Raw genomic sequence first — 19,446 nt, forward strand, 5'->3', positions numbered from 1 at the left:
TTATTCGCCATTTAAAAATAAAACCGGTCAGATTATTTATAATTAATCGCTGTTGGCTTATCTAACATAATCTCAGCTTTTGCGGGTTCTGTCTGTGCAATCACTTTACCTTGGCGAAGAGAATAACGCACCGGTACTTGGCGACGTAAAGCGTCAAATCCATTATCTGCAGGCAAAATAATCATATTTGCACTTTTTCCTACTTCCACACCGTAATCAGTGAGTGCTAATGTTTTAGCACTGTTATGACTAATTAACTCTAATCCATTATCAATTTGACCATAGCCCATTAATTGGCAAACATGTAGCCCCATATGTAAAACTTGGAGCATATTTGCTGTGCCTAATGGATACCAAGGATCAAAAACATCATCATGACCAAAACAGACGTTAATATTATTTTCTAACATCTCTTTTACGCGAGTGATCCCTCGACGCTTTGGATAAGTATCAAAACGACCTTGAAGATGAATATTAACTAAAGGATTCGCCACAAAGTTAATACCCGACATTCTTAATAAACGGAATAAACGCGAAGTATAAGCGCCATTATAAGAGTGCATTGCAGTTGTATGGCTTGCTGTCACTCTTGAGCCCATATTTTCTTTATGTGCTAAAGCGGCAACAGTTTCAACAAAACGCGATTGCTCATCATCAATTTCATCACAATGAACATCAATTAAGCGATCATATTTTTGTGCTAATGCAAAGGTTTTATGGAGTGACTCAACACCATATTCACGCGTAAATTCAAAATGTGGAATAGCGCCTACAACATCCGCACCTAATTTTAATGCTTCTTCTAATAATGCTTCACCATTAGGGTAAGACAAAATACCTTCTTGTGGAAAAGCAACGATTTGTAAATCAACCCAAGGTTTAATTTCTTCTTTCACTTCCAGCATGGCTTTTAATGCTGTGAGTGATGCATCCGAAACGTCAACATGAGTTCTAACATGTTGAATACCATTAGCAATTTGCCATTGAAGTGTTTGCCATGCGCGTTGTTTAACATCATCATGAGTTAACAGTGCTTTTCTTTCAGCCCAACGCTCAATACCTTCAAATAACGTTCCCGATTGATTCCAATTCGGTTGCCCTGCTGTTTGTGTGGTATCTAAATGAATATGAGGTTCAATAAAAGGAGCGTGAACTAAACCACCTTGCGCATCTAATGCTTCAGGATGAAAATCATATTCAGGTTGTGGCTCTATCGCTTCAATTTTGTTGTTTTTAAGCGTAATACGCCATAAACCTTCTTTTTTAACTAGACGTGCATGATTAATTTGTTCGATATTCTTACCCAGCATGACTTATCTCCGCTTGTCGAGCTGCACGACGATTTAATATTGGATTTAATACAGCATAACTAATTGCACCACCTAATACGGCATTAACAGGTACGATACCTGGTAACCAGTGCCCTGCCATAATGCCAATGGCAACAGCGAGTAACGCAACCCAATTAACTGATTGCATTTTATCAACATTGAAAGTGTTATAACGCGCTTTATTCATCAGATAATCTGCAATAATAACCCCACCTACGGGCGGAATGGCTGCAGATAAAAAGGTTAACCAACCGACAAAGTTATTATAGAGCCATAATGCACACAGTGTACCAACAATGCCATTTATCACTGAAAGCTTTTTACTTGATAAGCCCGTGATATTGGCAAAACCTAATCCTGATGCATATAACGCGTTGTCATTCGTTGTCCAGATATTTAAACCCAGCACCACGATAGCCGGAAGTAATAATCCTTGCGCTATCATCACATCCGAAATATCAGCCATTCCTAATGATGCGGCCCCCGCGGCACCAAAGACAAACATCAATGTATTTCCTAAGAAGAAGGCAATAATGGCGACAATCACGGCAACTTTCGGGTTTCGTCCAAAGCGGACAAAGTCAGCGGTAAGCGTTCCCGCACTAATAAACGATCCAACGACCATTGCCAGCGCTAAATTAAAATCTAATGGCTGAGCAGGTTTAACCGCCATTAACGTTGAAAGCCCTCCCATATCATGTATAGCAAGATAAACCGAGTAACTTCCAAGGATAGCAATGGCAGGAACAGCAATGATAGAGAGGACAGTGAGCGCGGAAATACCGAAGAAAACAGTGATGGTCATTAAAATGCCAGAAACGGCGATAAGGAGATTAATATCAATACCCGTGGCTTTTCCTACTGGTATGGCAAACATTGCCACTCCCACACCAAACCAACCGACCTGAGTACCACCGAGTAAAAATGAAGGGAGCCAAGAACCTTTAATACCGAAAGAGTAACGCGCGAGGAGATGAGTAGTAAGACCTGTTTTTGAACCAATAAAACCAAGAAATGCGGTGTAGATACCAAGAAGAAGATTACCAATTAGAACTGCGAGGAAGAAATCATTAAAGGAAAGACCAGTACCAAGAGCGCCGCCAGTCCACATACTGGCTGAAAAAAACGTTAATCCCAACATCACAAAGGTTAACGCCAATCCACCCTTTCTTGCGGATATGGGCACAGGGCCCTGACTGTAATTGTTGTCCTGAGACACTTTAACCCCCTATTAATTTCACCAGGCCAAAAAAATCTGACGAATTCTATCTACATAAAAATAATATGCAAACGTTTTCGTTGTCTGTTTACGATAATTAATGGAAAGTGTCATTGACAGAGAGTTGATATTCATCACAAAAACAGGAGAAAAATCGTTGTCTTTGTTGAATTTATCTCATTATTTTGAATGACTTTTATAAAGTCATTTTATTTAGAAATATTTATAATAGGAATTAATCATATTCCTTTTCCCAAAAACCTCTACTTACATAAATATTTTTTATATAAACTTAGAGGAACCATAAAAAGAAATATTGATAAAAACAAAAAAGAGGGATTTCTATCCCTCTTTTACCTATTGTGGATCACTCACTTAAGCGAGTCTTTTTACAGGAGCACTCCCTGCAACATAGTATTTCGCTTGACTTTTAGGTAACGGTTTAATTCCTCTGATCTTATCCGCTATCTTTTCTGCCATCATAATGGTTGTCGCATTCAAATTGCCCGTGATGATTAAAGGCATAATTGACGCATCAATAACCCTTATGTTTTCGATGCCATGCACTCGCCCTTCACTATCAACAACAGCCATGTCATCTGTTCCCATTTTACACGTACCACAAGGATGAAATGCCGTTTCTGCTCGTTCTCTAATAAAAGTATCAAGCTCTTCATCACTTTGGATATGTTTACCCGGACTAATTTCTTCCCCGCGATAAGCATCTAACGCTGGTTGGGCCATAATTTCTCGCGTGATCCGAATTGCGGCTCGAAATTCTTCCCAGTCCTGTTCTGTTGACATGTAATTAAACAAAATTCGAGGATGTTGATGAGGATCCGTAGAGGCTAATCTTACACGTCCTCGGCTAGGGGAACGCATGGATCCCACATGTGCTTGGAATCCATGGATCTCTACGGCGTTGGTTCCATTATAATTAATCGCAACCGGCAGAAAATGGAATTGAATATTGGGCCATGCAAATTTTTCACTCGAGCGAATAAAACCGCCTGCTTCAAATTGATTACTTGCCCCGATCCCTGTTCCTTGGAATAGCCATTGTGCACCAATCTTCGGCTGATTATACCATTTTAAAGCAGGATAAAGTGAAACGGGTTGTTTACATTCATACTGCAAATACATTTCTAAATGATCTTGAAGATTTTCCCCAACCCCGGGTAATACATGAACCGGTGAAATATTAAATTCATTTAATACTGCCTCAGATCCAACACCAGAACGTTGTAAAATTTGAGGAGAAGCAATTGCACCTGCGCAAAGTAATATTTCTCGATTAGCTTTGGCATGAATAGGTGTGGTATTTTCCCCTAAAAAATAGCGAACACCAATGGCTTTTTTACCTTCAAATTCAATAATATCTGTTGTAGCGTGAGTCTTAATCGTTAAGTTTTTTCGTGCTTTTGCTTGATCAAGATAACCTCTCGCGGTACTTGCTCGGCGGCCTTTAGGCGTCACCGTTCTATCCATAGGGCCAAAACCTTCTTGCTGATAGCCGTTAAGATCGTCGGTTTTAGGATATCCCGCTTGTACACCCGCCTCCACCATCGCATGAAAGAGAACATTATTGCCTTGTTTGGGTGTTGTTACACTAACAGGCCCTTTATTACCATGGTAATCATTAGCACCAATATCTCGCGTTTCCGCTTTACGAAAATAAGGCAAACAGCTTAAATAATCCCACTCTTCAAGACCGGGTAATGTTGCCCATCCATCAAAATCCATCGCATTACCACGGATATAACACATACCGTTAATCAGTGATGAGCCACCTAGCCCTTTACCTCGACCGCATTCCATGCGTCGGTTATTCATATGTGGTTCAGGCTCTGTTTCATAAGCCCAGTTATATCGCCTGCCTTGTAACGGGTAAGCTAATGCCGCTGGCATTTGTGTACGAAAATCGAACCTGTAGTCCGGACCTCCAGCTTCAAGGAGCAGCACAGTAACTTCAGGATCTTCTGTCAAGCGGGTTGCAAGAACGTTACCGGCTGAACCAGCACCGATAATAATGTAGTCATAGACCATTGTTATCTCCTCTGTTTCAGTCATTAAAAAAAGAATGGATTAAAAAACGGATGAGAACTCCCCAAGTTCAATTTGAATAGATTTTATTTGCGTATAATTCTGTAATGTGACCAGCCCGTTTTCACGCCCGACACCAGAATGTTTATAACCACCAACGGGCATTTCTGCTGGCGACTCACCCCATGTGTTAATCCAACAAATCCCAGCGTCCAATTGGTGAATAACACGGTGAGCGGTTGTAAGATCTTTGGTAACAAGACCCGCCGCTAAACCATAAACGCTATTATTTGCGCGTAAGATCACTTCATCTTCCGTTTGATAACTCAGAATACTCATTACTGGACCAAATATTTCGTCTTGCGTAATTTGCATATCATCTGTGCAATCAGTAAAAACAGTTGGCGCAACATAAGCACCTTGTGCAAAATCACCGTCTAATAAACGATGGCCACCACAAAGTAATCTCGCCCCTTGAGATTTACCTAACTCAATATAATTCAAGACTTTCTCAAGATGTGAAAAGCTGACCAAAGGACCAAAATTGATGTCCATTTCAAGAGGAGAGCCGATTCGAATGCGAGAGACACGTTCAGTGATTTTGGCTTCAAATGCTTTTTTTAACGTTTCGGGTACAAATACGCGCGTTCCGTTAGTGCAAACTTGACCTGAACTATAAAAGTTAGCCATCATTGCAATATCCGCAGCAGTATCTAAATCGGCATCATCAAAAATAATTAAAGGCGATTTTCCACCAAGTTCCATTGTCACTTCTTTTAAACTTGATGCAGAAGCATTTGCCATCACTTTCTTGCCAGTTTCAATTCCCCCAGTAAAAGAAACTTTTGCAATGTCAGGATGTTGTGTTAACCATTGCCCCACATTGGCTTTTCCAGTAACAACATTAAAAACCCCTTTCGGCAATCCCGCCTCTGTGTATATTTCAGCCAGTTTTAAGGCGGTAAGTGAGGTCATTTCACTCGGTTTGAAGATCATGGCATTGCCTGCGGCAAGTGCAGGTGCAGATTTCCACAATGCGATTTGAATAGGATAATTCCAAGCACCAATACCCGCAACGACCCCCAAAGGCTCACGACGAGTATAAGCAAAAGCAGTTTTCCTAAGTGGGATTTGTGTTCCTTCAAGTGCGGGAATAAGACCTGCGTAATATTCTAATACATCAGCGCCTGTCACTATATCGACATAACGTGTTTCAGATAGCGGTTTACCCGTATCTAAGGTTTCTAAATGAGCCAATTCATCATTACGTTCACGTAAAATATCAACAGCACGTCTCAAAATTCGAGCTCGTTCTATCGCAGTCATTGCACTCCAAATTTGTTGCCCTTGCTTTGCACTCTCGACAGCCCAATTGATATCTTCTTCACTTGCCGATTGTAAATGAGCAATGACTTCGCCATTAGCGGGATTGATCGCATTAAATTGTTCACATTCCGGCTCTGCACAATCGACATATCCACCATGAATATAGAGTTTATGTAACGGTGGGTTTGGCATATTTTCTCCTTTATTATTACTTTTTTAAGTCTTTATTTGACTCCGATTTTTCAGTTGCATATCGATATATTCATTGGTAATGATTTTGGCTTCATCAAGAGAGAACGGCACATTACTTAGTGCACTTCGTAGCCATAAACCATCAATTAATGCAGCTAACCCTTTTGCTGCCAAACGTGCTTGATCTTTCGTAAGAACACGCCCAAACTCGTAACTTAAGTTGGAATAAAGCCTTTTATCATTGACCTTTTGTAGACGATTCAAATTAGGCTGATGCATACTACTTGCCCAGAATGCTAGCCATGTTTTCATTGCTGCTTCACTGGTTTGAGTCGTATCAAAGTTACCTTCAACAATGGCTTGAATGCGTCGCTTTGGTGTTGCATCACTTAACATTCTTAAGCGTATCGCCACTGCAAAACCTAATTGGTACTGAATATGGCGCATAGCGGCTTCTAATAATCCATTTTTATCACGAAAATAGTGACTAATAATGCCGTTAGAAACACCGGCTTTTCGAGCTATCAACGCGATGCTCGCCTCTTGCATTCCAACCTCATTAATGACGGCTAACGTCGCTTGGATTAATTGCTGTTTACGTATCGACTGCATTCCTATCTTCGGCATGTTTTAAAGACCTAAAAAATACATTGAACACGGTTATTAAACGTTTTTTTAATTGAACATTCAATCAATATTAACTATTGTTTATCACAATTAATTTACAATTTGATTTAGGAGGATATTGTGAAAATTTGAATCTTTGCAACTAATTCAATTAGTTAACAAAGAATGCAACTTTTAACTTTTAGATAAATAAATTTTTGGAATTTCTGATGACAACTCTTAACAGCACAAAAAAACCACAGAAAGATAAGCTAAATTCTGTTGTTTTTTTCGCTTCAGCAACGCTAATTTTAGCGTTTTCTTTTTTCACTATTTTGATGACAGAAACCGCAAATACTTGGATTGTGGCCACACTGGGATGGGTATCAAAAACCTTCGGTTGGTACTATTTATTAGCCGCAACGTTATACATTGTTTTTGTTATTTTTGTCGCCACTTCTCGTTTTGGAAATATCAAATTAGGGCCCGAACAATCAAAACCTGAATTTAGTGTTTTAAGTTGGTCTGCAATGTTATTTGCAGCGGGTATTGGGATTGATTTGATGTTTTTCTCAGTCGCAGAGCCAATTACACAATATATGCTACCGCCAACTGGCGAAGGTGAAACAATAGAAGCAGCCCGTCAGTCGATGGTGTGGACTTTATTCCACTATGGCCTGACGGGCTGGTCTATGTATGCACTTATTGGTATTGCGCTAGGTTATTTTAGCTATCGTTATAATTTGCCGTTAACCATACGTTCTGCACTTTATCCTATTTTTGGGAATCGTATTTATGGTCCAATTGGTCATACTGTTGATATTGCCGCAGTATTAGGCACTATTTTTGGTATCGCCACGACGCTAGGTATTGGTGTTGTACAACTTAATTATGGCTTAAAGGTTCTTTTTGACTTGCCCCAAGGGCTAGGTGTTCAAGGTGGATTAATTCTATTATCGGTTATTATGGCCGTGATTTCGGCAACATCAGGTGTTAACAAGGGAATTAGGATTTTATCTGAACTCAATGTATTACTCGCACTGGGGCTGATTTTATTTATCTTATTTGCGGGTGATACTGAGTTTTTATTAAATGCGCTGGTATTAAATGTTGGTGATTATACTAGTCGCTTTTTAGGTATGACATTAAATAGCTTTGCATTTGATAAACCAACCGATTGGATGAATAGCTGGACACTCTTTTTCTGGGCTTGGTGGGTTGCATGGTCACCTTTTGTTGGTCTATTTTTAGCACGGATCTCAAGAGGACGAACCATTCGACAGTTTGTTATCGGTACTTTAATTATTCCTTTTGTTTTTACCCTGCTATGGTTATCCATTTTTGGTAATAGTGCTTTATATGAAGTGATCCATGGCAATAAAGAACTGGCACTAACTGTTTTAGAAGCCCCCGAAAAAGGATTCTATTCATTATTAGAACTCTATCCCGGTTTTGGTTTAACCGCTTCTGTTGCCACCATTACAGGACTACTATTTTATGTCACCTCTGCCGACTCCGGCTCATTAGTATTAGGTAATTTTACCTCTCAATTAAGTCATGTTAATAACGATGCACCTAACTGGCTTCGTATTTTCTGGTCTATTGCTATTGGATTGTTAACATTGGGTATGTTAATGGCTGATGGTATTTCAGCCTTACAAAACACAACAATAATAATGGGATTACCTTTTAGTTTTGTTATTTTCTTTATAATGGCAGGACTTTATAAATCATTAAAAGTCGAAGACTTTCGACGTGTTAGTTCACTCAATACCAATGCACCCGCTCCACTTTATGGTAATACCACGATGAATTGGAAACAGCGTTTAGGACGGGTTATGAATTTCCCAGGAACAACCTATACACAACGCATGTTAGATTTAACCTGTATGCCAGCCATGCAAGATGTAGCTAAAGAGCTTTTATTGCGAGGGGCTAAAGTCGAATTCAATTATTACCCCATTGAAGATAATGAACGCTTACACCATTTAGAACTTGTCGTCGATCTTGACCAAGAACAGAATTTTATTTATCAAATTTGGCCCCAGAAATACTCAGTGCCCGCATTTACCTATCGTGCTCGTCGAGGTAAATCAGATTATTACCGTTTAGAAACGTATTTATGGGAAGGCACACAAGGGAATGACTTAATGGATTACACCAAAGAGCAGGTTATTACAGATATTTTAGATCAATATGAAAAACACCTGAATTTTATTCACCTTAGTCGTGAAGCACCCGGCACGACATTAACGTTCCCAGAATCAAATTAAATAGGCACTAAAAATAACAAAAGGAGATCACTTATTGATCTCCTTTTTATTAAATTAATTTTTTAATTTACTGAAATAAACAACAATCCAACACCTAAGAGAATTAATAATACACCAATAATCTTATCCGCAATTTTCTGATGAGAAAGTATTTTAGCTCGTAGAAGTGGCGTGGAAAAAAAGAGTGCAACACAGCTAAACCAAATCCAATGCACCATCGAGATAAACATACCATAAGAGAGATTTAGCCAAAGAGGATTACTTAAGTTAGCCACTTGAGTATAAAGCGCAATCACAAATAACATTGTTTTAGGATTTAAAGCATTAGTAAAAAAACCAACACGTAATGCCTGAAATACACTAGGGGCTGAATTTAATGCATTTTCAATCGTCAATTGTGCGTTATTGGTTAATGACTTAAAACCTAAGTAAATTAAATACCCAACACCTAATAATTTCATAATAAAAAAGAGCATTGGTGACCCCATAATAATAAAAGAGATACCAAATACGGTGTAAAAGACATGGACTTGTACTCCAATCGCAATCCCCATTGCGGTAATAAGTCCAACCTTCACACCATAGGAATAACTGTTTTTTGTCACCATAGCAAAATCAGGCCCAGGACTAATTACTGCCAATATAGTGATCATCGCCACCGCAATTAGCTCACTCATTGTTTTTCTCACTCTCACTTTTGAATCAATAATAAGTCATAAAAAGTGACATAAAATAAGTTTTTACTTTAATAAAAAACTCTTTATCTCACTAGGAACCACTCTATTTTGCTAATTTGACTAAAAATAAAAAGCGATTTATCTTGCAATATATCTGTGATTTTTCATCGTCTATTTTTATGACTTAATTTATGGTCAACTCCTATGAAAATGCCCTCTTTAACATCATTGCGTTTTTTTAATAGTGCAGCAGAAACAGGCAGTTTTGTCAGTGCGGCAGAACAACTTCATGTCACTCACAGTGCGGTGAGTCGACAAATACGATTATTAGAAGATGAATTAGGCATTCCTTTATTTGAGCGACGTAATCGGGCGGTTTATTTAAATGAAGCGGGACGATATTTATATAAAACAACCTCTTCCATCTTTGAACAACTTGAAGAAACCGTTTCACATCTACGTTCCCCTTTAAATAGCCCCGTGTTAGTGGTTTCATGTGAGCCGACTATTGCGATGAAATGGCTTATTCCTCGTTTATCTTATTTTTACGCTTTATATCCTGAAATAACGCTGCATTTAGTGGCGGCTGGTGGCGCTATTGATTTCAATAAAGAAGGTGTCGATTTAGCATTTCGACGAAATGACTTCCTATGGCATAAGAATATTTATGCAACAAAGGTCTGTAATGAAAGAATTGGCGTTGTAATAAAGCCTAATAATATCCATCATGCAAATCATCAATTAACAACGTTATCGCGTCCTCAAGCTTGGCAAGATTGGTATCAATATTCGGGTATACAATCTACTTATTCTCATACCAGTCAATATGAACATTTTTACCTTGCTATTCAGGCAGCGCTTGCTGGATTAGGTACAACAATTGCCTCTTTTCTTATGGTACAAGATGAACTAAAAGATCAACAGCTTATCGCCACACATGGATTCGTTAAAGATAGTTCAAGCTATTACTTGCTCTCACCACGTGAAATCATGCCTAATTCTAAGCAAGATAAGTTTAAAAACTGGATCATTGCTGAAGCAGAGAAATGTGCAATCGCAATTAAAGACTCATCGAGATAAGCCTCTTTTCATCTCAAAATACTTGATTATCTGTTTACTCCCATAAAATCAAGATGAATAAATAATTATTTATTCATCATATTTATTTACTTCTGTCTTTTTTTTAGTAATCTATAAAAACTAATAAAACATAGAATAATTTACTTGGGAAACATAACATGAATCGTCGGTCATTTTTAACATCATCCAGCCTTGTTATTAGCGGATTATCATTAAGTTCTTTTGTGAGTTCAGCTTATGCAAATGAAGTACTGAAAAGTAAATTGGCAGTTAATGCAGAAAATCCGTTACTGCTTAATTTCAATGAAAATTCATTAGGTATGTCGCCCAACGCCCAGAAAGCGATTATCGCTGCTTTACCCAATGCATTTAGATATCCAGATGATGCGCGTAGCGAATTAATTAGCGAATTAGGAAAGGAATTTAAACTTTCTGATAAACACATTACCTTGGGAAATGGCTCATCTGAGACAATTCAAGCAGCAGTTCAATATGTCGCCAATAAAGGTCAAAAAGAAGGTAAAGCGGTTCAACTTATTGTGCCTGACCCGACATTTAACTATGCCGAACTTTATGCTGAACCTTTAGGTGTAAAGATCGTTAAAGTCCCTGTTGATAAAACACTGGCATTTGATTTAGCAACCATGCAGAAAAAAGCGCAAGAGTTTGATGGTATTAGTATGGTGTATTTGTGTAATCCAAATAACCCAACCGCAATGTTAACCCCGAGCGCCGAATTATCGAATTGGGTGAAATCAGCAAAAGAGAATGTCTTTTTTATTATTGATGAGGCTTACGCTGAGTTTGTTTCAACGCCCGAATTTACCAGTGCTATTGCATTAGTTGAAGCAGGTTATAAAAATCTGATTGTTGCGCGTACTTTCTCTAAAATTTATGCGCTAGCTGGGCTACGTGTTGGTTATGGTGTTGCCGCACCTGAAATTATTACCGATGTTGATGTGTTTGTTTCCATTGATAATACCAATACTGCAGGTGCGGTAGCTGCATTAGCTTCGCTAAAAGATAAAGCCTATGTGGAATATAGCCGTAAATCAATTGATGTTTCACGTCAAATGGTGGTTGATGTCTTAAAAGAGCTGAATATTGAATACGCCCCTTCTCATGCAAACTTTATATTTCATAAAGTGAAAGGCGATGTAAAAACCTATCAAAATAGAATGAAAGACGCGAATATTATGGTAGGTCGTGAATTCCCGCCTGCTTTTGGTTGGAGTCGTTTAACGTTAGGGACCCCAGAAGAGATGCGTTATTTTGTAGCTACATTAAAAACCTTTAGGGCTAAAGGTTGGATTTAACTTTATTCCAATTAATTTATAATGGGTTATGCATAAAGGGAACTAAAATGTTCCCTTTATCATTTAAAGATATTCTAAAGAAAACAAAACTTCGCCATTTGCACTACCACTCACAACAGCCGAACCCGTCGCTGCATATTGTGCATAAAAATCAAGCGCAATATTATTGATGGTTCCTACGGGATAAATAATGCTACTTTTCCCTGGTAATACCCTATCTTTATTTTTATCTAAAATTGCAATTCCAATATTTTTTGCAGAATCATTTTCTGACAATTTAAATAGTGTATTATCTTGACTATCAGTATCCCCTTTAAAGGTCACTTTCACTCCCGTTGTAAATACACCACAATCCGTTAAATTAAGCGTAAATTTTATCGGTTCTGTTGTTTTGTTTTGCTTAAGATCTTTCGTTCCCCATACTCCCAAATCTACAAATTTATTCATGGATTCAGGGCTTACTCTACATGTGTTTGCAACAATATTTGCTTTTATAACAATATTGGTATTTGCCAATTCAGCTTTTGCGCTTTGAACGAGAAATATTAAACACCCGACCACTAAAAAGAGTAACCATAATAAAGAGCGTATTATCTTGTTACTATAAAATAATTCATTCATGATATGAGCCTATATAAATTAAGGGAAATCGACTCTTAGAAAACCACTCGATGTCACAGCCCCTTCTGTCGGTGTTTTACCATCAATGCTGACAGGATACACATTGATGGTAACATTAGAGTCAGAATTCCCATTTAGTTTAAAAGGAATGAAACTGGATAAATCATTAGGGGTTAATTCCGCACCATTCGCGTTCGCAATAATAAATCCAACACTTTTATTAGTAGACACTATTGCATTACCCTGCACAGAATCGGCTTGTAAGCGCATCGTTAAATCGGCACTGGCATCTATATTGTCACATTGAATACTTAAGTTACGGGAAATTGTATTTACACCTTCGGCTTTTTTCCCCGCTTCTTTAAAACTTGATGCAGGAATATTATCAAAATCAATATTTAACACTTGACCTGAATTAATAACACAAGATTGTGGTACAGATATCGAAAGATTTAAAAATAACTGAGTGATCACAGCTTGTTTTGTGGCGCAATTTTGGGGTTGGCAAAACCCAAATTCACCAACAAAAATATTTTTTACATAAGTACCAGAAATAATCGCTTTATCAATTTTTATTCGGGTCTGATATTTTCGTGTGGATACAACCCCTTCTTCACCTTCTTTATAAGAACGCGGGCCACAAGTAGAACTTAAAGTAGGCACATTATAAGGTACATAAATTGTTCTACAATTATTTGTCATCCTTAAAGCCACTGAAATGTAATCATCTATTCTTGAGTATACCCAATCATTATTACTCGTATTTGCAGTAGGAATATTGCCATTAGAATATGTTGCCCAAGTTTGTCCTTGACCTGCATTCCAGCGTAATGTGGTTCGATTTGTTAAACTAATATCAGAAGCATCTTTAGTGATCCCTACCTTATTTTCATTTTTTGTTAACTGTCCACTTAGTGTTGAAATTTCATTAGCATTACAACCACTGATACAGCTAACAGCAATAGCACTATTTGAAGCAATGGCTATTATTGTAAATAATAATATTCTCATCATAATAAAACCCATTCAGTTGCTATTTATCTGATTGACACGTAGAAGAAATAAAATAAATCCCTTTCTCTTTAGATAATTTATCGTTAATTTCATAATTAAATGCACATTGTTGATCTTCCTGTCTTCCCCATTTGGCTTTTAATTTCCCTATCGGTGCTAATCCAGAAATAAAAACATTACCGTTATCACCAACGATCCCACTCACAGAACGTTCTTCATCGACAACCATTGCACCAAATGGAATAATCGCACCATTTTGTTTCTTTAAATTGACTATCGCTCGATAACCGATATTTGTTTTAAAATCAGCCTGTACTAAGGCTCCTTTAGTAGGAATAACATTCATAATTGCATTTTCTAATTCAACATTCTCACCTAATGAATTAATATCTAAAGAAACACGATTATTCTTATAAATAGAGGCATAAGGTAAAACAGCATATCCTTTACTGTTAGTTAATATACCATTAGCATTCTCTACTCTAATATTATTAGCATCATTTGCTTTAATAAGAATATTTGTATCACCTAAAGGTTGACTTAACGTTATTCCACCAGAATGTGCAACCACTCCACCATTTAAATTATAATTTAATTCATGCCAATCATTATTATAATTATATCCACTTCCTATATTCGCATATTTCCCTTTATAATTAGCATAAACCATACCTGAATATCCGCCGCCATTATGTGCATATCCTTGTTGGATATTATAATTTAAATTATTATCTTCAAGTAATGTCCCTGTTAATCCCGCCTGCTGTACCCACATATTGTCATTACTTCTATTCATAGAATAAACGGCATACATACTATTTTGGCTAGAATTTAAATCATTAACTCTATTTTGATTAAAAAGATCATTGATAGGTATAGAAATGTTAAAGGCAATATTTTTATTATCTCCGCTCATACCAGGCGATTTAGATTTAGAAAAATTCAAGCTGTAATTAATTTGTTTTATATTTCCATTATAACCAATTTGCCATAGTTGTTCCGTTTCCGAGGTGCGCCAATAATTTTGATAAGAGCCTAATAGATATAAAGAACTGTTATCTGTCACTTGCTGATTAATATTAACTTGAAAACGTCCTTTTTTAGAATAATTTAAATTATAATAGTTAGATAGATTTTCATTATCTCGTATTATTCCATCAGGAGTGATAATTTCACGCCCTTCCATCCTTTTGTAACTCACTTCATTTAACGTATAATATCCTTGTGTAGAATATCGATATCCCATAATTTGGAAATTAGTCCCAGTACTATTAATTGACTTTGCATAGAGTAGACGGAATGACTGTCCTTTTTTATGTTCATCATTGGGTAAAATACTATTTGCTTGAATGACGTCAGCTGATATCGCGCCTAAATTTCCCAAATTGCCACCAAGACCAATAGCATAAGCTTGATAGTTATTCGAAAACTGACTTCCTCCATAGAGCGTTAAATTATGAGGCAAACCATAAATTAAACTTAATTGCCCAAAATTTGGTTTATCTTGAAAATCAGACCCACTTCTAAATTCCCCACCAATAAATTCATATTTAAGACGTCCTTCACGTTGCAAAATAGGCACATTAGAATAAGGCACAACAAATTGAGTTATTTCTCCATTATTCTCTTTAATTACGACATCTAAATTTCCACTGCTTGATGTTGCATAGAGATCTTTTATTTCGAATGCACCGGGAGGAACTGAAATTTGATAGATAACAAAACCATTTTGTCTAACAGTAACGATCGCATTGCTATTTGCAATCCCTTTAATTGTAGGAGCGAAACCTCTCATACTATCTGGTAGCATGTTATCATCAGATTCTAGCTTAGCACCTCTAAAACCAAGGCTGTCAAAAATGGTACCACTAGAAAATGAATCACCTACTGTCAGTTCTGCTTTTAATGGAATTATAGGTTTTTGTACATATGTTCTTATATTACGCCACTTATTCTGATCACTTTCACCGCTAGCGTACGTCCATGTGCTTTCATTACGTAAACGCCATGACCCCACATTAATACCCGGGTTTATATTTAAAAAGTAGTTATTATTATTAATATTATCTTTATAGTTTTTACTATTTCTTCCTGTAAAATTGTAATTTAATAAAAATGCATTAATACCGTTATCCCATTTTTCTGGAGGAATATAGCCACGAATATTATTTTTAAACATTACTTGTGGAATACTTAAAAATAATTTTTGACTTTCAAAATCAAATCTAATACTTGATTTTTCAATTTCATCTAAAATATTAATACAACTTTCACTATTAATACTCTTGCTATTTTCATTTAGACTCACGCCTAGATTGTTTAATGTTTGACTATTCAAACAAGGTAATAATCCTGTGCCATCAGATGATTTATTATCTTCATAAAAGGAAATGTTTTTAGTTTCAATATATTCATTATTGACATAAATCTCTACTGAATACATTCCTTCAGGCTGACCTTCACCTTTATCAAAGCGTGATAAATCTGCAACTTCACTATCAACACTCGATATCAAATTAGGATTAAAAAAACTATCTGCATGGCTAATGCCCGAATAAAAAGTACCTAAAATGAGATGGAGATTAAAAATTATAGTTTTAGATTTTAGCATAATAAAACCTTATCATTAATTAATCTTGCAGTATTATTTACCAACCTTTTTTATTATTGTCGGCGTGCTAGCACCATAATCATTAATAGTTTGATAAGATATTTGATTATAGCTAGGATTATTAATTTTTATTTCTATAGACCCTTTGGGTGGGACCATAGTACTATTTAACCTTTCATCTCCCAGTTTTATATTAATTAAAGTCGCATAATATGGCGTTGGATTATTTATTACTATCCCACCCTGTGAATATATAAATTCTAGGCTATTAGGAATATCTTCCGTTTTAAATTCCAACCCTTGAGGTCTAATAAATATTTTTATTCTAGATAAAACGGCTAATTGTAATATGTTTTTATCTTTAATATCTTCTCTTTCTATTTCAGGTATTGCTTTTGTATTCAACCAAAATAAGCTTTCTCTATCAGTAGGTAAAACTTTTCCTGCATATATTATTCTTAATTTATTTTCACTTTCAGGTTTACTCACAAAAAGGGGCGGCGTTACAATAAATTCATCTGTTTTTTTATCGTTGTTATCATCAATCCATGATTGAACTAAAAACCGTAGTTTTTTATCTGTATTATTAATAGTAATTGATGTTTGTTTAGCATCCATTGGATATATTATACGAGTTGCAGCCAATGCCACTCCCCCAGCATAAGAAAATGAAGAAAAACAGAAGAGAAAAAATAAAAAAATATAATTTCTATACATTAAATACATATGAACCTCGAGTAATAGGTTTAATTAATGATAATTAAAAACAAACCAAACAACACTATCAGCCTTACCGCCAATAACCGTTTTTCTTGTTGCTAAATAGCTTGCTTTAAATTCTAGCTTTAATTCATTCTCTTCAATAAACTTATATTTATTAATATTGTTTGGAATTATTATTTCATCTTTAGCGTTAAATAATGCGACACCAACGCCTAAAGCTGAGTTTTGTTTTTCTGTAATATTAAATAAACGTTTATCTTTATTATCCACATCACCTAAAATGTATACACTCACTTTATCAGCCATATTTTTATTGCAGTTCATTAGCTTAATAAAAAAAGGAATTTTTATTGAATGGCTTCCTACACCATTAAATTGATTACTGCTAATAACACCTAAATCTACAACCTGATTTTCACTTTCTGGAGATACTGTACATGCTGGTTCAACAATCCCGCCCCTAAAATAAACAATACCATCATTTAAAAATACTTTATTCCGTTCCATCGAATATGTTGTAAATGAAATAGAAAAAAACAGCGCAATAGAATATATTAAACTATATTTCATATTTGCCTCGATATAGAAGTATGACCTTTATCAGGCCATACTTCTCAATAAACTAATTAGACTTATTCATATTGCATTCTGAAAGTCACATTGGCATCAGCCTGACCCGGTGTTACTGTATCTAATGTTGATTTATAGCGAGCAACAAAATTCAACGTGTTAGCACCGTCAATTAGTTGCTTAGCCGTAGAGAATACAGAACCATCTGGTGATAAAACCTTACCGGTATGATCGGCGATCTCAATACCCACGCCAGTAGCTGCGCCTGCACCACCCGTTGTGATATTACTGACTGCTAATACTGTTTTGTCATTTGAATCGCTAACGCCTGAAAACGATGCAGAGGCATTTTTTGCAACCGTCGTATCACACTCTTCTAAATCAATCGAAAAATCCGTATTTCCAACAGTTTTTCCGACACTATCAAATTGAGCGGTTCGATATTGACCAATATTGATTGTTTGATTCATTGATTTTGCGCTAACAGCACATGCTGCATTCACTATTTGACCCGTAAAATTAATTTTACCACCATTAACAACAGTAGCCGCCGAAGCAATACTACTCAGTGATAAAACTGATACAGCAAATACGGTTTTAACTAGCATTTTTCTTTTAAGCATTGACTTTTCCTTTTTATATTTCAGGTAAATACAAACAACATCTTCACTTCAAAATAGACTCAAAATAATAAGGCTATATTAAAAATATAATATTAAGAATGGACAATAATATCTAAATTTAAATTTTAGATATAAATATTTAAAATAAACGGCACGAAAAAATGGTTCAATAGATATGTCGATATCACATAAATAGAATTCAATTTAAATTCATATTAAACAGTGTAATATTGGTATATCCACATAAATAAATTAATAGATTAAAGTTTATTAAATAACATTTTTGAAAAAAGGAATGTTATTATCAGAATCATATTTTATCTTATATTTTAATGTTATTACTCTATTTCTAACTCGTTCAAAAAAATCACTAATTGAAATATCAAATATGTTTAATATATAAAATAACATATCAACAGGTATTTTATTTATACCTCGTTCATAACGAGATATCTGTTGTTGAGAAATATTTAATATTTTTCCTAGTTCAGCCCCCGTCATTAAATTGCGTTGTCGTAAAAGAGAGAGTTCATATCCTATCGAATGACAAAATATCTTTCTTTCTGAAATATATTTAAAATTCAATGAGAAATCATTTATTTCCAAAATCGCTTTCCTCAAATGTATTTGTATTTAATTTACGTTATGAGATTAATAAAATCAAACATTCAAATTTTTCTAACCAATTAAAATACGCATAATAAAACACTAAATAAGTGTAAGTAAATATACGCAATTACCTTATATCAGGAAGTTAATGACGCACTTTAGTTATACTGTCTTTTTTGTACAGGGATAAACTCTAAAAAATAATTATTATTTAAGAAAATAAAAGATATTATTCTGTTAAAATGGGGAGGGTTAATACTTATCATTTAATATTGAGAGGTGTTTTTTAGGATTTTAATATTCCGTTGAATACAACAGCAAAGAAAAAGATAAAGACAAAGATAAAAAAACACTTTTTTACCCTCGCAAATTAAATTAAAAAAAGATAAATCATTAATTAACCTTATAAATAAAAGAAAAAAAGCCATCCAATATGGAATTTATTGATAAAAATCAATCTTTATGTTTATTAATTTTTTATTACAATTAAAAAAACTTAAATTTCATTTAAGTTACATCTAACACATTAAAAACTGTATTCTTTTCAATATGTAGGGGTCCCTAAAAAGAGCAAATATCGTTGATATTAAAAATAAACACTCTAATAGGTTG

General features: G+C 35.5%; 16 protein-coding genes. 3 read left to right on the plus strand and 13 right to left on the minus strand.

The genetic code is table 11. From position 1 onward, the window contains the following. Positions 1-32: 32 nt before the first annotated feature. The 5 genes from SB028_RS10725 to betI form a co-directional block, all read right to left on the minus strand. A complete protein-coding gene (locus SB028_RS10725; RefSeq protein WP_069369006.1) occupies positions 33-1,310 on the minus strand; it encodes a cytosine deaminase in 1,278 nt (425 codons plus the stop codon). Continuing rightward, positions 1,300-2,550 (minus strand): cytosine permease, encoded by a 1,251-nt coding sequence (codB, locus tag SB028_RS10730; RefSeq protein ID WP_069369005.1) that lies wholly within the window; start codon positions 2,548-2,550, stop codon positions 1,300-1,302. Before codB ends, SB028_RS10725 begins: the two co-directional genes overlap by 11 nt. 375 nt (positions 2,551-2,925) lie before the next feature. Beyond that, positions 2,926-4,596 (minus strand): choline dehydrogenase, encoded by a 1,671-nt coding sequence (gene betA / locus SB028_RS10735; protein WP_069369004.1) that lies wholly within the window; start codon positions 4,594-4,596, stop codon positions 2,926-2,928. 39 nt (positions 4,597-4,635) lie between these two features. Beyond that, a complete protein-coding gene (betB, locus tag SB028_RS10740) occupies positions 4,636-6,111 on the minus strand; it encodes a betaine-aldehyde dehydrogenase (protein WP_069369003.1) in 1,476 nt (491 codons plus the stop codon). A 24-nt stretch (positions 6,112-6,135) separates the two neighbouring features. Beyond that, on the minus strand, positions 6,136-6,738 hold the full coding sequence (gene betI / locus SB028_RS10745) for a transcriptional regulator BetI (protein WP_069369002.1): 603 nt from the start codon (positions 6,736-6,738) through the stop codon (positions 6,136-6,138). A gap of 209 nt (positions 6,739-6,947) precedes the next feature. Here betI and SB028_RS10750 point away from each other — a divergent pair, with 209 nt between their 5' ends. Then, positions 6,948-8,990, plus strand: a complete 2,043-nt coding sequence (locus SB028_RS10750) for a choline transporter (RefSeq protein WP_069369001.1) — start codon at positions 6,948-6,950, stop codon at positions 8,988-8,990. A 62-nt stretch (positions 8,991-9,052) separates the two neighbouring features. On the opposite strand, the gene SB028_RS10755 is transcribed toward SB028_RS10750, so the two are convergent. After that, complete coding sequence (locus SB028_RS10755; RefSeq protein ID WP_069369000.1) at positions 9,053-9,667, minus strand: LysE family translocator; 615 nt, start codon at positions 9,665-9,667, stop codon at positions 9,053-9,055. 204 nt (positions 9,668-9,871) lie between these two features. Here SB028_RS10755 and SB028_RS10760 point away from each other — a divergent pair, with 204 nt between their 5' ends. Then, a complete protein-coding gene (locus SB028_RS10760) occupies positions 9,872-10,747 on the plus strand; it encodes a LysR family transcriptional regulator (protein ID WP_069368999.1) in 876 nt (291 codons plus the stop codon). Between the two features lie 158 nt (positions 10,748-10,905). After that, positions 10,906-12,063, plus strand: a complete 1,158-nt coding sequence (locus tag SB028_RS10765) for a pyridoxal phosphate-dependent aminotransferase (protein ID WP_069368998.1) — start codon at positions 10,906-10,908, stop codon at positions 12,061-12,063. Between the two features lie 63 nt (positions 12,064-12,126). On the opposite strand, the gene SB028_RS10770 is transcribed toward SB028_RS10765, so the two are convergent. From SB028_RS10770 to SB028_RS10800, 7 genes are all read right to left on the minus strand, one after another. Beyond that, positions 12,127-12,684 carry a fimbrial protein gene (locus tag SB028_RS10770; protein ID WP_069368997.1) on the minus strand — a complete coding sequence of 186 codons (558 nt, stop codon included), beginning with the start codon at positions 12,682-12,684 and terminating at the stop codon, positions 12,127-12,129. An 18-nt stretch (positions 12,685-12,702) separates the two neighbouring features. Then, positions 12,703-13,698: a fimbrial protein gene (locus SB028_RS10775; RefSeq protein WP_069369132.1), complete on the minus strand. Its 996-nt coding sequence runs from the start codon at positions 13,696-13,698 to the stop codon at positions 12,703-12,705. Positions 13,699-13,717: 19 nt separating this feature from the next. After that, positions 13,718-16,309 (minus strand): fimbrial biogenesis usher protein, encoded by a 2,592-nt coding sequence (locus tag SB028_RS10780; RefSeq protein WP_069368996.1) that lies wholly within the window; start codon positions 16,307-16,309, stop codon positions 13,718-13,720. Positions 16,310-16,342: 33 nt separating this feature from the next. Next, positions 16,343-17,035, minus strand: a complete 693-nt coding sequence (locus SB028_RS10785) for a fimbria/pilus periplasmic chaperone (protein WP_069368995.1) — start codon at positions 17,033-17,035, stop codon at positions 16,343-16,345. Positions 17,036-17,059: 24 nt separating this feature from the next. Next, a complete protein-coding gene (locus SB028_RS10790) occupies positions 17,060-17,602 on the minus strand; it encodes a fimbrial protein (RefSeq protein WP_069368994.1) in 543 nt (180 codons plus the stop codon). 62 nt (positions 17,603-17,664) lie between these two features. Beyond that, positions 17,665-18,225, minus strand: a complete 561-nt coding sequence (fimA, locus tag SB028_RS10795) for a type 1 fimbrial major subunit FimA (protein WP_069368993.1) — start codon at positions 18,223-18,225, stop codon at positions 17,665-17,667. 270 nt (positions 18,226-18,495) lie between these two features. Further along, positions 18,496-18,831 (minus strand): helix-turn-helix domain-containing protein, encoded by a 336-nt coding sequence (locus SB028_RS10800; protein WP_069368992.1) that lies wholly within the window; start codon positions 18,829-18,831, stop codon positions 18,496-18,498. Positions 18,832-19,446: the final 615 nt, after the last annotated feature.

It is taken from the genome of Proteus vulgaris, from assembly GCF_033708015.1.
Classification (GTDB): Bacteria; Pseudomonadota; Gammaproteobacteria; order Enterobacterales; family Enterobacteriaceae; genus Proteus.

Excerpts from the sequence above, each read along its gene's own strand:
- SB028_RS10725 (WP_069369006.1), bottom strand. The coding sequence starts at position 1,310 with ATGCTGGGTAAGAATATCGAACAAATTAATCATGCACGTCTAGTTAAA.
- betA (WP_069369004.1), bottom strand. The coding sequence starts at position 4,596 with ATGGTCTATGACTACATTATTATCGGTGCTGGTTCAGCCGGTAACGTT.
- betB (WP_069369003.1), bottom strand. The coding sequence starts at position 6,111 with ATGCCAAACCCACCGTTACATAAACTCTATATTCATGGTGGATATGTC.
- betI (WP_069369002.1), bottom strand. The coding sequence starts at position 6,738 with ATGCCGAAGATAGGAATGCAGTCGATACGTAAACAGCAATTAATCCAA.
- SB028_RS10750 (WP_069369001.1), top strand. The coding sequence starts at position 6,948 with ATGACAACTCTTAACAGCACAAAAAAACCACAGAAAGATAAGCTAAAT.
- SB028_RS10755 (WP_069369000.1), bottom strand. The coding sequence starts at position 9,667 with ATGAGTGAGCTAATTGCGGTGGCGATGATCACTATATTGGCAGTAATT.
- SB028_RS10760 (WP_069368999.1), top strand. The coding sequence starts at position 9,872 with ATGAAAATGCCCTCTTTAACATCATTGCGTTTTTTTAATAGTGCAGCA.
- SB028_RS10765 (WP_069368998.1), top strand. The coding sequence starts at position 10,906 with ATGAATCGTCGGTCATTTTTAACATCATCCAGCCTTGTTATTAGCGGA.
- SB028_RS10770 (WP_069368997.1), bottom strand. The coding sequence starts at position 12,684 with ATGAATGAATTATTTTATAGTAACAAGATAATACGCTCTTTATTATGG.
- SB028_RS10775 (WP_069369132.1), bottom strand. The coding sequence starts at position 13,698 with ATGATGAGAATATTATTATTTACAATAATAGCCATTGCTTCAAATAGT.
- SB028_RS10780 (WP_069368996.1), bottom strand. The coding sequence starts at position 16,309 with ATGCTAAAATCTAAAACTATAATTTTTAATCTCCATCTCATTTTAGGT.
- SB028_RS10785 (WP_069368995.1), bottom strand. The coding sequence starts at position 17,035 with ATGTATTTAATGTATAGAAATTATATTTTTTTATTTTTTCTCTTCTGT.
- SB028_RS10790 (WP_069368994.1), bottom strand. The coding sequence starts at position 17,602 with ATGAAATATAGTTTAATATATTCTATTGCGCTGTTTTTTTCTATTTCA.
- fimA (WP_069368993.1), bottom strand. The coding sequence starts at position 18,225 with ATGCTTAAAAGAAAAATGCTAGTTAAAACCGTATTTGCTGTATCAGTT.